Here is a 16067-nt window from a genome sequence, read left to right as displayed (position 1 = left end):
AAGCATAGAACAATCCCGTTAAACATGTTGCGTAACCATTGTACACCACATTGTATTACGAAATTCTTCCATGCCTAGTATTATCTAGTCACATGAAAACGCTATTCATTTGTTAACAGTGCTTATTCTAACGAGTATCATTATTTTTGTCAACCTTTTTCAATTATTTTTTTATTAATTGTTGACTATTAACAAAAAAGAAACTCTTATCGGAACAAAAGTACCTTCAGCTAAAGGTACTTTTGTTCACTAATTTATTCTTTATAGGCATACTTATATGTGCTCGTTGCACCGAAGTTATGATACTGAATACCTTTGACACCTGGTCGTACAAGCTGACTACGGGCCTCTTGGTATAAAGGAATTAAAGCGGCATCTTCTTCCACCAATACTTTTTCAGCTTTAATTAATGTTTGCCAACGAGTTTCAGGATCATTTGCGTATTTAGTTGTTGCTTCTTCAATTAGTTGATCAAACGTTGGGCTAGAATAGTTCATACGGTTACCACTAACTGAGCTTTCTAAGAAAGTCATTGGATCCTGATAATCGGGTCCCCACATGCCAACAGACAATTCATAATCCCCTTTTCTCATTAATTCAATCGCATTATTTAAAGGAACTGTTTTGACATTAATAGTGAGACCTGGCAACGTTTCTTGTAACTGGCCTTGGATAAATTCAGCAACTTTTCGGTCACTATCACCATCTCTTGAAAGAAGTTCAATGGCTACATCTCCGTTTAGCTCTGCTTTTGCTTTATCTAAATACTCTTTGGCTTTTTTGGCGTCTGTTTTGACAAGGGCGCCTGCTTCATGACGAAAATCTTCATTCGTTTCTGGGTTATATACAAATTTTTCTGGAATGTACCCATAAATTTCTTTTGAACCATCTGCCAAAATATTATCGACTAAACTTTTTTTATCCAAAGCATAAGCTAAAGCTTTGCGGACATTCTCATTTGCAAAAATGGATGGTTTTTCGTTTCTTTTTTGGTTTAAACGTAAGGAATAGACTTTTGACCGTTCGATTGCTTCATAGTCTGGGTTGTCTCGATTTTGTTTAGCAAAATCTCCTGTTAAGACAGCCACATCTAATTCACCTGATTCGTACAAATTATAAACGGTATTGGTTTCTTTAAGAACTTCAAAATGAATCGTTTCTGATTTTACTTTTTCTTTATCGTAATAGTCGGGATTACGCACAAAATCCCACGACATCGCTGACTGATCCCAATTTTTCATTAAAAATGGACCATTGGATACAATCATTTCACTAGAAGTGCCATAGGCTTGTCCTTTTTCTTTCACGAATGCTTCGTTTTGTGGGAAAAATGGAGAAAATGCCAATAACGACGTAAAATACGGTACAGGCTTTTCCAAAGTAACCTCCAAAGTATAATCATCAAGCGCTTTGACACCCAATTCCTCTGGTGCTTTTTCCTCTTTTGTAATAGCTGTTCCGTTCAGAATCGTTCCTTCTAACAAGAAAAAGTAATTGGCTTGGTTTTTGGGATTCGCTAATTTACGCCAAGCAAAAACGAAATCATTGGCTGTTACAGCATCACCATTGGACCACTTGCCATCTTCTCTTAGTTTAATGGTATATCGTTTGCCATCCTCAGAAATTTCTGGCATCTCTTTAGCAGCAGCAGGTATTAGTTGATCTTTTTCATCCAATTGATATAACCCTTCAAAGACATTGGACTGTGCGTTAATACTGGCTTCATCTTGTGTAAAAATAGAATCCATTGAACCGATTTCCGAGTTCTCCATTAAATTTAAAACTTTTTTCGAGACACTGGTTTTCTCAGTTGCTTTCTCGTCTCTTTTTGTTTCTGCTGTTGTGCCACAACCTACCAAGACCGTACTAACAAATAACATAATCCCCATCATTTTTAACTTTTTCATACTATTCCCCCTATGTGTCAATCAAACGGCAACTCTTCCATGGAAAGCCGTTCTTGCGAAACTATCAAGCATGCGTAGGGCAAGCCCTCATTTTCGTACTCAAATTCTCCCCGCTGGTTGTCAATTGGGTCTGCACGCAATTGCATTTTTGCCGGCTGAAAGTCTGCCTGGATCTCACTATTTGCGACCATTCTAAAAACATCTAAATTGCCGAAATAATGATTCCACCGCTGTCTATCCCCGTCTCGGTAAGCACCTCCGCCAAAAGATAAATCCGCAAAGAGCCAGCCGTACGGTTCTATATAAAATTGTGCCCAATCATGACAGCCTGTATAATGTGTAGAAACATATAATCCCGATTGCCATTTGGCTGGTATCCCTGCAATCCGACAAAGCGTGATAAACAAAATCGCTTGCACGCCGCAGTCACCTTTTAAATTAGTTGCAGCATACTCTGAAATATTGGAAATTGTAAAATATTCACGCATGAAAGAATAATGAATCTTTGTCGTCACAAAGTCATAAATCAAGCGTGCCTTTTTTAAGGGATTACTTTCATCGCCCACAATCTCATCTGCTAAATTTCTTAAATAAGGCGTGAATCGAATATGCGGTAACTGTTCCTCTAAATCAAAGCTTGGTTGCATTTTGTCTACGTTATTTTCTTCTAACTGTTGGTAAACCATCCGATTAACATAACAATATTCAACTGTAAACGTTTGATTTTCTTTTAAGATTGTTTCAAAACACAGTGTTCGTTGAGGCGCATCTTCTGCCGCAATATAGGTTGCTTCAGGTGACGTAGCTAGGATTTCAATTTCTGATTGTTGTTGACACGCTTTGGGCAGCGGCAAATGGACACGAACACGCTCACCTGGACGCTCAAATTCTTTTTTCACCTGAATGGTGGCTTTAATTGTTGTTCTCACTTTTCTACCACCGTTTTTTTGCATTTGTTCGATGTTCTCTTTTAGTTCTTTTTTGCGGAGAATTTCTAATTGATTGCTTTCTGCTTCCCGCAAACGTGCAACATATGCCGCATTTGTTTTAATTAAATTGGCCAAAAATCGAAGTTGGAAATACGGTTCACCGTCAATATAAACCCAGTCCACTAATCCCGTTTCTTTTAAACGAATTAATTCCTCTGTTTGATAATCCTGAAAAGTGTCTCTCATCATTTGATCAGCTTTTGCAAAGCTATGAGGATACTCATTCATACGCATCATTTTAATGACATCTTTTTCAATTATCAAACGTTCTTTTAATGCCTGCGGAAGTTCTTTTGTCAACCAAAAATCAATGGCAATATCCGCACTTGCAAAATCGCCAAATTCTTTCACCCTTTGAATTTCCTCAGGCAAAGGAACACTAAGATACTTTAAATCATACTTCATTTGCTTTACTCCTTTTTTAATGAGAAATGCCTAATCCAGCTGCTTCTCCTAATTCCAATAATGGTTTTGCTTCTAAGGATACGCCCCCAGTTACGGGCGCAGTTTCTAAACCGAATGTCGCATCTAAATCTGCTCGTGTGATATTCTTTTGAGCAGCAGCTAAATGGGCAGCAGCCGTGATGCCAATGGTTGTTTCTTCCGCCATGCAACCAATCATGCATTCGATGCCTGCTGTTTCACAAATCTGATTAATTTTCAGCGCTTCATGAATGCCGCCACACTTCATTAATTTTATATTGATAACATCGACTGTGCCTTTTTTAACTAATTCCAACGCATCTTGAGCATCAAAACAGCTTTCATCAGCCATAATTGTCGTATTAACTTGTGAAGTAACGTATTTTAGACCTTCTAAATCGCGTCTTTTAACTGGCTGTTCCACTAATTCAATTTGATAATCTGCTAATTCTTGAATCGCTTTAACTGCATCTTTGGGCGTCCAAGCCTGATTCGCATCTAAGCGGAGCTTGATATCAAAGCCAACTGCTTCACGAATCGCTTTTACTCTTGCGATATCAGCTTCAATTCCTGTTCCGACTTTAATTTTTAATGTATCAAAACCTAGTTTGACTTTTTCGACGGCTTTTTGTGCCATCACATTTGGTTCATCAATACCTAGTGTAATATCCGTTATTACTTGGTTATCATAGCCGCCTAACAATTGATAAAGAGGCAGTTGAGCTTTCTGACCCATCAAATCATAACAAGCAATATCGATTGCTGCTTTTGCCGCTAGAGCGAAAGCAGATATTTTATCCATCACTTCATGAATTTTCTCAATATTAAAGGGGTTTAAGCCAATGATTGCTTGGCCAAATAATTCGATCGTTTCAATCGTGCCAGCCAACGTTTCACCGGTAATAAAAATGCCTGGCCCTCCTTCTCCATATCCAACTAATCCCTCTTCTGTTTCAATTTCCACAATTGCACTATCCGCTGATTCTATCGTCCCCAAAGCGATCGTAAATGTTTCTTTCAGTTTAATTTTCGATGCCCTAACATGTACCTGCTTAATTTTCATAAAATCCTCCCTTTGATATTTCCAATTGACTGAAAATTCAGTTTTTTAAAAATATCCAAAAATTAAATTTAGATTGTTATCGATCATTCTAAACTCATTGTTTTCTAATGTCAACAAAATAATGAGATTTTGATTAAAATAAAATGAATTTAGATTTTTATGAGCTTTTTTAATAAATCAGTAAATTCCATGACATGTGAGATACTTCTCATTTACAAACATTCTTAAAAAAGGTATGATAGTAAAGAGGCAACTTGCAAAGGAGTAGAAGACGAATGAGTGAACAACCTCAACAACGTTCAACCGAAGAAGTTGAAGCAATTAAAGAAGATATTTTAACTGCATTAGAAACAGTGATTGACCCTGAATTAGGCATCGATATTGTTAATTTAGGACTAATTTATGAAGTTGAATTTGCAGAAGAAACTGGTGATACTGTCATCAAAATGACCTTAACCACAATGGGTTGTCCGTTAGCAGATGTTTTAACAGAACAAATCCATGGTGTTTTAAAAGATATTCCTGAAGTAAATAATATCGAAGTAAAATTAGTCTGGTACCCTGCTTGGACAACGGATAAAATGAGCCGTTACGCACGAATTGCTTTGGGTATTCGCTAGTTATTTCGAGGCTAATGATAAAAAACATATGAAAGAACCGATTGGTCCGTTCTTTCATATGTTTTTTTGTTTGTTTAATTTACTTATTTGATAAAAATTACCTAATGCCATCAATACTTGGCTTTTTCCAAATTTTTGCTACTGGATGGAAGTCTAATAAAAACTGTAGCTGCGTTCCACCGAAGCCTGACGCTCCAGCAAACATGATATGAAAAGTGAGCCCTCTATCCATAATCAGATACCCCGTATCCTGCACGCCATTTCTTTCATAAAACTGATAACGTTTTTCTCTTTGGGCTTCATTCGCTGCATTTTTGCCAATTTCTTCACTCTCTAAAAGAACCCCCTTAGGATAACGTGTCTTCAATAACGCTAACACGGTTGAGCCTAATCGTTTGTTTCGGTGGTGCTGATCAATTGCAAAGAAAAAGACATAGGTTGCTTCAGGTGCAATTTGACTATTTAACAAAATCCCCACGTTCTCATCCGCCTCTTGAATAACAAACAAATGAAATTTTCCTGCTTGAGAAGACGTCAATAATTGACCAAACGGCAGTCTCTCTTCTTCTGGAAAAGCTTCTATGTAGGTTGCTTCCCAACAGGCTTGATTTTCTTGATTTAATAATGTGAATTGCATAAAAGCTCCTTTCTAAAATGATTGCTTCGTACTAATAACTTTTGTTACTTACATAAGACCTAAAAGTTATTTAAACATGCGACTGGTTAGCCCTATACGCAATTATTTTTTGATACTAATCTAGTAGTTTAATCGTTCTCTGTTCCTGAGTCAATAAAAGAGCACACGATTCGAGACTTTCAACGTTTAGTGAAAAGTCGATTCTTATTTCATTACAACCGATTCACTATTCGCTGCCCTCTTTTTTCTATTCGTTGATTTACTTGAACTAAATATTCATTTATCTCCTCTATATTCTGAGGTAAGATAAACGAGTCTTTTTTCAAATGATTTTTCCATAGCGCTACTGGTTGATACTGTTCATTTAAAAATGGTTGCATCTCATACGTATGAACGTAGCTTTCCCATGAATGAAATGAAGCTAAAAATATCGAAAGTTGTTCTAAAGAATAATCCCAATAATCTTTAAACGATAAACTTCTTCCACTGTTAAATCCTAGTGGAACTACTGTAATGTTTCCAATTGAATGGGTAAGTTCGGCAAAACGCTTTAATTGTGGGTCCTGATGGACTCGCTCAAATTTAGTAAAATTGTCGAGAAGAAATTCATTCCATGTATATTTTTTTGGTACAGGATTTGGTAAATAGTCAGGAAAAACTTGGTCAAAATAAGTTAAATATCGGTCCGAAATCACAGCCGATGTCCCGGAATCATAAGGCGGATACTTGCTATTTACTGCAAGCAAATTCTGTTCAGAAGATTTTTCTAAATAGCTTTCTTGATTTTCCCCAATTACTTCCGCTGGTCTAAAGAAATCGGGATAAACAAGTTGTAACATAATTTTATACGTTGTCCAAAATGAGTTCATAATATCTTTGTGCATGGTCGCCTTCCCAGTTAACTTTAAAAAAACATCCTCCACAACCTCGTACTTTTCAATATGGACATTCGATGTTCTAGCTTTTAAAATATTTTTAACCGGCTGCTGGTGGTCATACTCTTGACCCAAAAGCAACTTCTTTAAATCATCTTTCTCTGAAATTGTCTTAACTGTAATCTCCGCCACTTTGAATAACTCCCATCCTACGATTTTTTCTATATTCTTTTATATTATTATACTAAAAAAACGCTCCCTCCTGCCCTTTTTTAATCAACAAATCAGCAATTAGAAAACACCAACGAAACAGAAGTGCAACACTAGCATGCGAAAAAATGCGATCGCAACTTATTTTTTAGACACTCTGTGTGTTTCGTATAGTCAAGGCTGGTTGCGTGTATTTTTTTCAAGAAAATTGAGAACAGCTATGGTATAGTCAAAACTACGATTATTTCAAACACGGAGCGACAGTTTATGGAAATGTACCAAGTAATTAGATATTTTTTAAATGAAATGGAGAAAAAGATTTGGCATGCCTTGTTAACATTAGTACTTTTTTGTCTTTATATTTCCATTTTTGATGTTCCTTTTACAATTAAAAATACATTCATCGGCAGACTACTTTTCCCGAAAGCTTTTATGAATGCAGGAAGTGCGAATCTGATTTTTTATTTGATTAGTTTTTTTGGTTTTTTATGGTCAATTTTCATTTTTGCTTATCTATTGAATAAGACACGCCTCAAATTATTAAATAAAACCTTTCCTTATCTTTTGGAAATATTAGAAGTCTGTATTTTGCCTTTAGTGATTCTTTTTGCTTACATTTATATTTATTTGCGGGTCCATGGCGAAGGTTTCAGCTATATACGAGAATCTCTTTTACAGCAAGAGTTAACTTATTCAATGAAATGGTTCCTTTGCCTTGGTAGTTTGGCGCCGTTATTTTTCTTTTTAAGCACTTTAAATTTAGCTAAACGAGTCAGACAAAAAAAGACATGGAATCATGAAAATCCATGTCTTTTTTAGTCGGATATTGTTTTTACCGCAGGACAGTTTTCTTCCAAAAACTCAAAAATACTACTGTAATAATTTTCAGGTTCGTAGACACTTGAAGATAAATGTGGTGCTTTAGCAACAATGAGGCCTTTTTTTATCCCCTGAGTTGCCGCTAAATTTTCTTCAAACATTGTCATTGGAACAAAGCGATCACCTGTACCGTGAATAAAAAATGTCGGCAACGTATTTTTGTGTAATTGTCTCACGGAAGAAGCGGTTTTCAATTGAAAGCCATAGTTATTTAATGCTAATTGATTAGCAATCGTTAAAATAGGAAAAGCGGGTAAATGAAAAGATTCATGTAGGACGTATTTAAATTCATCATAGACAGAAGTATAGCCACAATCCACTATTAATCCGCGGACATTCGTTGGTAACTTTTCACCACTTGCCATCATGACAGTAGCCGCTCCCATGGAACCGCCCACTAAAATAATTTCTGCTTCCATATCAATGGCAAGAACTTCACTAATCCAACTTAATAAATCTAACCGATCCAGCCATCCCATCCCAATTTTATTCCCTGAACTTTTCCCGTGCGCACGCAAATCGGGAACTAAAACATTGTAGCCTTCTTCTGCAAAACGTAATGCAGTATATGCCATATCGCGTTTTCCGTTTGAACGATAACCATGCACACAAATCGCCCAACGATGGTTATCTGGATAAGGAATAAAGCACCGTGCATACAATGTTTCATCTTTAATTTTCAACCAACGATCTTCAGCAAAAGACTCTGTCCAAAAAGCTTCGCCTTCTTGTTTTTGTTGTTCTTCTATTTTTGTATATCTTGTTTCACGTTCTTGAAAATTATCAGGATTTAATAACCGATGCCCTTTTTTATGATACCAAGGGTTGTCTTTAAGCAACGCAATTTTCAAAAAATAATTGGCAATGTAAACAGAAAAAACAACGCCAATCATTGCAAAAATGATCAGTAACCCGAGGAGCCATTTCATCTGCAAATCACACCCTCTTCTAAAGTATTTCCTTCTTCATTTAATATACTATGGATTTTTCATTTCTGAAAGAAATCACCCTTACATTTTGTTATTTTTTGAAAAAAAAACAGCCGTCTCAAAAAGAGGCGGCTACTTTTAATCTATCAACAATCCAACGTTGTCATATCTTCATATGTCTCACGGCGAGCAACTAATTTTGCTTGTCCATCTTCGACAAAAACCACCGCTGGTCGAGGATTTCGGTTGTAATTACTTGCCATTGAATAACCGTAAGCCCCCGTACTACTGATGGCCAATAAATCCCCTGCTTTAACTTCTGGCAATAAAATATCTCGAAGTAAGACATCGCCTGATTCGCAATATTTACCAACTACTGTGACTTTCTTGACTGAATCATGCCCCTCACGATTCGCTAGAAATCCATCATAAACCGCTTGATACAAAGCAGGCCGTATATTATCACCCATGCCACCATCTACGGAAACAAAATGACGAACACCAGGAACCTCTTTTTGCGCGCCAACTGTATATATCGTTGTGCCCGCTTCGGCAATTAAACTGCGGCCTGGTTCAATCCAAAGCTCAGGCAGTGGATACCCTAATTGTTCACAATGACCTTTCAAGGAATAAACAATTTTTTCAACAAATGTTGCTGGTGCTAATGGCTCATCTTGCTGCGTGTACTGCACACCAAAACCACCACCCATATTTAAAACACGTGCTGTAAATTGATGGACTTGCCGCCAGTCTTCTAAAATAGTGAACATTTTTTCAACAGCAGCTAAAAAGCCTTCCACAGCAAAAATTTGCGAGCCAATATGGCAATGGACCCCTTGCACATCAAAAGAGGGATTTGATAAAAGGCGAACGAGCGCTTCTGTTGCCTGGCCACTTGCAACATCAAAACCAAATTTTGAATCTTCTTGGCCTGTCAAAATGTAATCATGTGTTTCTGCATCCACACCAGGACTCACCCGAAAAAGAACTTTTTGTGTTTGGTTTCGTGTAGTTAATAATTCTTCCAACAAGTCAATTTCGTAAAAATTATCAATGACAATTGTACCTATTTTGTTATCCAAAGCATAACGTAATTCTTCAGGGGTTTTATTATTTCCATGGAACTCAATTTCCGCTGGCTCCATGCCCCCTTTTAAAGCTGTGAATAGTTCTCCACCAGAGACAACATCACAAGCAATATCTTCTTCCTTTAACACTTGATAAATAGCTAAACAACTAAATGCTTTACTTGCATAAACCACTTTATTTTTGATACCTAATTGATTTAACGTTTGTTTAAAACCACGTGCTTGCGCGCGAATATGAGCGACATCATAGACAAATAACGGCGTCCCGAATTTTTGCGCCAACTTTACGGTGTCACAACCACCGATTTCTAAATGATTTTCCCGATTCATTTTTGCTGTACCAAATAACATGTTTTCCCGCCCCTTCATTTTGTTTTATTAAAAATCATAGCATAAAACCCAGTAGCTTCCTATAATTTTCCACATTTTTCTCTGACTTTCTCCTGTTGCTTTTTTTCGCCAAATAGCCTACAATAATTGGCATACGAATAAAAAACCTTTATTATCAAGACTTTAATCTTTTAAATTAAAATTGGTATATACGAAAAAGAAAGAAGGCAGATGACTTGGCTACACTGAACCGCGATCAACAAATTGAAGAAATTATTAATTTGGAAGCAATTTTGAATTTACCGAAAGGAACAGAACATTTTGTCAGTGATTTACATGGTGAATTTGAAGCTTTTGACCATATTTTAAGAAATGGTTCTGGGCGAATCCGAGAAAAAGTTCAATTTTTATTTAAACAAGAATTAAATGCCCATCAGATGGACGAGCTTTGTTTTATTATCTACTATCCAGAAGAAAAATTAACACTTTTAGAAAATGAAAGCGCCCTCTCTTATGAATGGTGGCTATTAACGATTCGCCGTCTGGTTGAAATCGTCCGTTCTTCTTCGATGAAGTACACACGTTCTAAAGTTCGCAAAGCCCTTCCTGAAACCTATGGGTATATTCTCGAAGAATTGATTTATCAATATGATGAAACAACAACCAAAAACGGTTACTATCAACAAATTATTGAAAAAATTATTTTACTAGGTGAAGCCAAACGTTTCGTGACAGAATTAGCTTATCTAATCCAACGTCTGATTATCGATCACCTACATGTTATTGGGGATATCTATGACCGGGGGCCAGCACCAGATAAAATTATGGACCGATTAATGTCCTATCACTCCTTGGATATTCAACTAGGCAATCATGATATGATTTGGCTGGCTGCTTATAGTGGTTCACTGGCTTGTTTAGCCAATGTAGTACGTATTTGTGCTCGCTATGGAAATTTAGATTTGTTAGAAGAACGTTATGCTATCGATTTAACCGCCTTAAAAAAATTTAGTTTAGAAACGTATAAAGAAAATCCTGCTTTTGCACCCAAGAAAAATCCCTATCGTGCGTTAACTGAAGCTGAAAAACAAATAGCGATGCGTGTGCAACAAGCCATTGCCATTATTCAAGAAAAACTAGAAGGCCAAATTATTGGTCGACGCCCTGATTTTAACTTGGCACATCGGCTACGCTTAGATAAGATTCAAGGGGAAACTATTACTTTTGACGAATGTCGTTATACATTAATTAACAGCTGTTTCCAAACCGTTTCTGAAGAGCAGCCTTACCAATTAACACGTGAGGAAAAACAGATAATTGATGATTTATTAACGCAATTTCAGTCTTCACCGCGGTTAACAAAACACATGCGCTTTCTAATGGAAAAAGCTTCTCTTTACCTTGTGTATAATCAAAATTTATTGATTCATGGCTGTCTGCCTCTGAATGCGGACGGTACTTTTCAAGCTTACACATTTAAAGGCCACTCCTATTCAGGAAAAGCTTTAGTTGACTTCTTTCAGAAAATGTTAGAAGAAGCATACGCTCAGCCTGCTAGTACAGATGACTATGCGACAGATTGTTTATGGTATCTTTGGTGTGGCGAAGGTTCCTCATTATTTGGCAAACGAGCTATGAAAACCTTTGAGCGTTATTTTCTCGCTGAAAAAGAAACACATCATGAAGAAAAGAATCCTTACTACTCTTTGCGTGATACGGTTGAAGTTTGTGAAAGAATCCTAGATGAATTTGAAGTGACTGGTGAAAATCGACATATCATTAATGGCCATACACCAGTTAAACGAACAAAAGGCGAATCGCCGATCAAAGCAAATGGCGCGCTTCTCGTAATTGACGGCGGCTTTTCAAAATCTTATCAGACAATTACTGGAATTGCTGGTTATACATTGTTGTACAACTCGTTTGGTTTACAACTGACCGCGCATAAATCTTTTTCTAGTAAAGAAACAGCCATTTTAAATAATCAAGACATTCATTCCATCAAACAAGTCATCGATCGTCCCTTACAGCGGCTATTGGTGAAAGATACCACTATCGGCAAAGAGCTATTAAAGCAATCGCAAGCACTCCAAAAACAAATGAAACAAAACCAGTAGTGCCGTTAAAAAGACGCTTGCGCTCTTATCCGAAAAATGATTAAATGGAGGAGTTGAGAAAAATATCTATTAGAGAAACGGAAAGGGTTTTACATTGAAGAAACAGCAACTCTCACTATACGGCACCATTTTCTTTCTTTGCTTTTTCCTAATTGTGGGCTTCTTCTTCTCAAGTCGTGGCGAAGATTATGCCAAAGAATCTGAACAAAAAGTTACAATTGATTCCGCCAAACATGAGAAGCATACGAAAGACAAGGAAGAAAATAATTCAGCAAATACAGTATTTTTTGATAAAATAAATGACCTGCTCGTCGCTTCTGTCAAAGAATTTGAAGGAACGGTCGGGATTAGTTATTTGGATTTAGAAACTGGCGAACAGCGTTCCGTGAATGGCCAACATGAATTTTATACAGCTAGTACTATTAAAGTGCCACTGACGATGCTAGTCGCCGACACGGTTGCTTCTGGTCAAAAAAAATGGACAGACCTGATTCCCTATAACGCCGAAGAAGATTATGAAGAAGGAACTGGGATCATTGCCTATAATATCCAACCAGAATATCCATTAAAAACGTTACAAGAATATGCCATCACCTATTCTGATAATATCGCTAAAAATATGCTCTATGACACATTGGGTGGTGATGCAAAAGCAAAACGAGAAATGTATCAGCGTTATTTGCACAAGACACCTTCGATTGAAGAGCCACAATTTTCTTCTGAAGATGCGCTTGTTATTCTACAAAAATTATATACTGAAAAAGCAACAAAACCAGATTACCAAGCGATTTATGACTCTATGAAACAAAGTGTTTTCCATGAAAGAATGGAAACTCCCACAACTCAAGGAAAAGTTGCTCATAAAATTGGTTCCTATGATGAATTTATTCATGATATGGGGATTTTAGAAACACCTCACCCCTTTGCTTTAGCAATTTTTACTAAAGGACCTGATAATGCTAAGAGTGCTGCGTTTATTGCTTCAGTGACAGATAAGTTATGGCAATTACAGGTGTCTGAATATCCTAATGATAACCATTGATAATGAAAATAAAAGCATCTTTTTTTAATGACAACGCTCAATAAAAAAGATGCTTTTTTTAGTAGTTATATTAATTAAAATATTTGTATTTCCCATAACCTTTTTAGCAATTATTTCTGAGTATTTTTTAACTCCAACGAACCTAATTCTTTTCCTGCTGCATCATCTTCATAAGAATTTCTAACGATTACTTTATATAATGACTTATGATCCAAACTACTTAAGTCAAAAGAAATGTTAATTGTAGCATCTTCCCCTTTATTAAAGCCACTACCAATTTGACGTGCAATAGGTATCTCAAGACCGTTTTTATAAACTGAAATTAGAATATCACGACTTTTTTTATTTTTTTCTGGATTTGGAATGTCCATAATCAGCGTAGTTTGAAGCGCATCACTTTGGGCCTTAATATTTTTAATTTTTTTCACGTTTTTAATGCTAGGTATCGTTTCTTTCATAATGGGTTGGTAAGGAATTTTAAACGTCCAATCGCCTTGATACTCTAATGCATTCTCAACACTAAAAGATCGGCTACTTGCTTTGATTGCTTCTTTTAATTCATTATCATGCTGTTCTTGATCTTCCCAAGCTAATCGGTAGATATGAAGCGTTAATTGATCTTGACTAACAAGTTTTTGCTTATTGAAAGTTGAAATCACTGAACCATAAAAAACATCCTTCTCGATTCTATATAACGATGTTGAACTTACACCCCCAAATAAATCTTCTTTGCTTCCTTCTCTAAATAACCCTAGTTGAATATCTTGAGAATAATTATTTCTAGCGATTTTTTTCTGTAATAACTCTTTTAATTTTTGATCTTTAATCTTAAATTGATAATCAAACGCCATTTTATTTTTTGTCGATACAAATTTTGTTAATACGATTTCTCGCTCATTTTGTACACTCCGCAATTCTAGTTTTGTTGGAACACCAGAAGATTCTACTGTTTGAACACCTGTATCTTGACTAATCCCCAACACCTCTTCTATGGCACGTCCAATGGGTGTTTTTACTATCAAAGTAAAAGTGGTAGCAATACTAATTAGCCCTATAATTAAATGTTTACGCGATATTTTTTTCTTTGGCTGTCTGTATTGTTTTATTTCTCCCATTAATATCTTAGTTCTTTGTGTGTTTAAACGTTCCACTGTTTCTAAAGGCATCTTTTTTTCATATTTTAATATATCACTTCGTTTTCTATCCATTTACCATGTCTCCTTTAAATATATCCTTAATTTTTTTCGACCACGAGAAAGGCGAATTTTGATGGTATTTGTTGAAACATCAAGTTGCTGAGCGATTTCTTTTATACTAAATCCAACATAATAGTACATAACTAGCGGAACGCGATAATTATCAGGTAATTTATGTAATCCTTTATCCAAATCATATAAATCATCAAAAGCAGGAACAGGAGAATAAGTATCCATCCAGTGAGTTGTTTTCTGCTTTTCTCTAAAAATATTTTGAACTTGGTTTAACATTATTTTAAAAATCCATGAATTAAACGCATGTTCATTTTTTAATGTTGTTATTTTTTCCCATGCACATAGTTCAGTTTCTTGTAAACAATCAGCAACGTCGACTTCGTTTAATAGCATTTTATATGCAGCATTGTATAAAATTGTTTCATATTTTTGACAAAGGTGAACAAATGCTTGTCCATCTCCTTTTTTTGCTTTCTGAACTAATTTTTTTGTTGAAATTTTATCCATAAAACACCTCTTTTCATTTAACTAACTATTAGACGTTAAGTATCTGTAAAAGGTTTCATATTTTTATAAAAAAAATATCTGGGACAAAAGTCATTTTGACTACTGTCCCAGATACTAAAATTCACAATGAGTAGCTGGCTACTTTACAGACAACAACTTCGTAAAACGTTCTGCCAACATTTGGTGGGCATCAATTTTTTTGGTTCCTTGTGCTTTTGCTGCAAAACTAGCAAAGTTTAAGCCAGCCCCAAATAGTTGTAACGCACCGTTGCCTAAATCTCCCTTTTTAAGAGCTTCAAGCCCATCTTCGATAAATTGGTTACTTTCATCTAAATGACACTCAGGAAGATATTTCACGCCGTGATGATATCGTTTTACATTCAGAATGATTTGCTTCGCGGCTTCTTCTGAAATAGCCGCTCCCAAGTTTAACAGTAGCTCATTGATTGGTTCCACCAAGCGAGCATAGTCACTTTCGTATTTTTGACAATTCAGTGCAATCGCTTTGCGGCGTTCTTCATTTTTCATTTTTTCCACTCCCTTTTTTATTAAAAACGAGCACGAAAGCTACCAACTGGCTTCGCACTCGTTCTTTCTAACCACTAATTTTCTTTGTTCATGCTTTTAATTTTAATTAAACGTGTAATTTCGCCACGTTCATTTTCTTCTAATTTCATTTGAATGTAGTAAATTGTTTCTTCTAATTGTGGAATCGTCATATACTCTAAGGCGTTGACACGACGACGCGTTTTTTCAATTTCTTTTGATAATAATTGGCACGTCTTTTCAACATTTGCAAGTGCTAATAATTTCGGTAAAATGCTTGAAATTTTAGCAAAAGCTTGATCAAGCTCGCTGTTTGAATTCACGTAGCCATAATCTAAGGGTGCTTCTTGAACCGATTCATCGTAATCAAAAATCATTTTAGGAACTGGCACACTTAAGATGTTCTGTTCAATAATTTCTAATTCAACTTTTTCGGCTGGAATTGCCACTAACTCTTCAATAAAGGCTTCGTTCAACGTTGCGTTTGCCAATACAAAATTTGATAACGCATCCGTTACTTCTTGTTCAACCTGAATACGTAACTCATTGTTTTCTTTGACTAGCGCAATAAACCGTCGCATCAATTCATCTTGTTTGTCTTTCAGCAACTTATGACCTCTCGTGGCCGTAGTTAACTGTTTTTTCAATCGGGAAAGTTCCATACGGGTTGGATTAACATTTAATCGAGCCATTT

The 16067-nt window shown here is 36.1% G+C and carries 15 protein-coding genes; 4 read left to right on the top strand and 11 right to left on the bottom strand.

The window, feature by feature from the left end; all coding sequences use genetic code 11:
• Positions 1–254: 254 nt before the first annotated feature.
• The 3 genes from IGL56_RS06045 to IGL56_RS06035 are packed head-to-tail and all read right to left on the bottom strand — an operon-like array spanning position 255 to position 4382.
• Positions 255–1907 (bottom strand): peptide ABC transporter substrate-binding protein, encoded by a 1653-nt coding sequence (locus IGL56_RS06045; protein WP_002357656.1) that lies wholly within the window; start codon positions 1905–1907, stop codon positions 255–257.
• 17 nt (positions 1908–1924) lie between these two features.
• The gene (locus IGL56_RS06040) at positions 1925–3301 is read right to left on the bottom strand and encodes a transglutaminase-like domain-containing protein (protein ID WP_002357657.1); all 1377 of its coding nucleotides are present in this window, start codon (positions 3299–3301) and stop codon (positions 1925–1927) included.
• Positions 3302–3317: 16 nt separating this feature from the next.
• Positions 3318–4382 carry a dipeptide epimerase gene (locus tag IGL56_RS06035; RefSeq protein ID WP_002357659.1) on the bottom strand — a complete coding sequence of 355 codons (1065 nt, stop codon included), beginning with the start codon at positions 4380–4382 and terminating at the stop codon, positions 3318–3320.
• A 275-nt stretch (positions 4383–4657) separates the two neighbouring features.
• Between IGL56_RS06035 and IGL56_RS06030 the strand changes: the two genes are divergently transcribed.
• Positions 4658–5002, top strand: coding sequence for a metal-sulfur cluster assembly factor (locus IGL56_RS06030; RefSeq protein WP_002357660.1), 345 nt, complete (start codon positions 4658–4660; stop codon positions 5000–5002).
• 97 nt (positions 5003–5099) lie between these two features.
• On the opposite strand, the gene IGL56_RS06025 is transcribed toward IGL56_RS06030, so the two are convergent.
• Positions 5100–5639 carry a GNAT family N-acetyltransferase gene (locus tag IGL56_RS06025; RefSeq protein ID WP_002357661.1) on the bottom strand — a complete coding sequence of 180 codons (540 nt, stop codon included), beginning with the start codon at positions 5637–5639 and terminating at the stop codon, positions 5100–5102.
• A 212-nt stretch (positions 5640–5851) separates the two neighbouring features.
• A complete protein-coding gene (locus IGL56_RS06020; protein WP_002357662.1) occupies positions 5852–6706 on the bottom strand; it encodes a hypothetical protein in 855 nt (284 codons plus the stop codon).
• A 285-nt stretch (positions 6707–6991) separates the two neighbouring features.
• On the opposite strand from IGL56_RS06020, the gene IGL56_RS06015 reads away from it, so the two are divergent.
• Positions 6992–7543, top strand: coding sequence for a hypothetical protein (locus IGL56_RS06015; protein ID WP_002357664.1), 552 nt, complete (start codon positions 6992–6994; stop codon positions 7541–7543).
• Here IGL56_RS06015 and IGL56_RS06010 read toward each other — a convergent pair.
• Together IGL56_RS06010 and lysA are read right to left on the bottom strand one after the other, a co-directional pair.
• On the bottom strand, positions 7540–8532 hold the full coding sequence (locus IGL56_RS06010) for an alpha/beta hydrolase (protein ID WP_002392399.1): 993 nt from the start codon (positions 8530–8532) through the stop codon (positions 7540–7542). The genes IGL56_RS06015 and IGL56_RS06010 overlap by 4 nt on opposite strands.
• 146 nt (positions 8533–8678) lie before the next feature.
• The gene (lysA, locus tag IGL56_RS06005) at positions 8679–9989 is read right to left on the bottom strand and encodes a diaminopimelate decarboxylase (RefSeq protein ID WP_002357666.1); all 1311 of its coding nucleotides are present in this window, start codon (positions 9987–9989) and stop codon (positions 8679–8681) included.
• Positions 9990–10186: 197 nt separating this feature from the next.
• On the opposite strand from lysA, the gene IGL56_RS06000 reads away from it, so the two are divergent.
• Both IGL56_RS06000 and IGL56_RS05995 read left to right on the top strand, forming a co-directional pair.
• Positions 10187–12067, top strand: coding sequence for a fructose-bisphosphatase class III (locus tag IGL56_RS06000; protein WP_002357667.1), 1881 nt, complete (start codon positions 10187–10189; stop codon positions 12065–12067).
• A gap of 154 nt (positions 12068–12221) precedes the next feature.
• Complete coding sequence (locus IGL56_RS05995; protein WP_002357668.1) at positions 12222–13109, top strand: serine hydrolase; 888 nt, start codon at positions 12222–12224, stop codon at positions 13107–13109.
• Between the two features lie 110 nt (positions 13110–13219).
• Here IGL56_RS05995 and IGL56_RS05990 read toward each other — a convergent pair whose 3' ends face one another.
• From IGL56_RS05990 to IGL56_RS05975, 4 genes are all read right to left on the bottom strand, one after another.
• Positions 13220–14317: a hypothetical protein gene (locus IGL56_RS05990; RefSeq protein ID WP_002357669.1), complete on the bottom strand. Its 1098-nt coding sequence runs from the start codon at positions 14315–14317 to the stop codon at positions 13220–13222.
• Positions 14318–14827 (bottom strand): RNA polymerase sigma factor, encoded by a 510-nt coding sequence (locus IGL56_RS05985; RefSeq protein ID WP_104832910.1) that lies wholly within the window; start codon positions 14825–14827, stop codon positions 14318–14320. It lies immediately after the preceding gene.
• A gap of 138 nt (positions 14828–14965) precedes the next feature.
• On the bottom strand, positions 14966–15355 hold the full coding sequence (locus tag IGL56_RS05980; RefSeq protein WP_002357671.1) for a hypothetical protein: 390 nt from the start codon (positions 15353–15355) through the stop codon (positions 14966–14968).
• Positions 15356–15429: 74 nt separating this feature from the next.
• Entirely contained in the window at positions 15430–16065 is a 636-nt protein-coding gene (locus IGL56_RS05975) for a V-type ATP synthase subunit D (RefSeq protein ID WP_002357673.1), read from the bottom strand.
• Positions 16066–16067: the final 2 nt, after the last annotated feature.

This window comes from Enterococcus sp. DIV1316a (assembly GCF_050536915.1).
Lineage (GTDB): Bacteria > Bacillota > Bacilli > Lactobacillales > Enterococcaceae > Enterococcus > Enterococcus faecalis.
The sequence above is the reverse complement of the archived record's forward strand: the minus strand, read 5'-3'. Positions and strand labels throughout refer to the sequence as shown.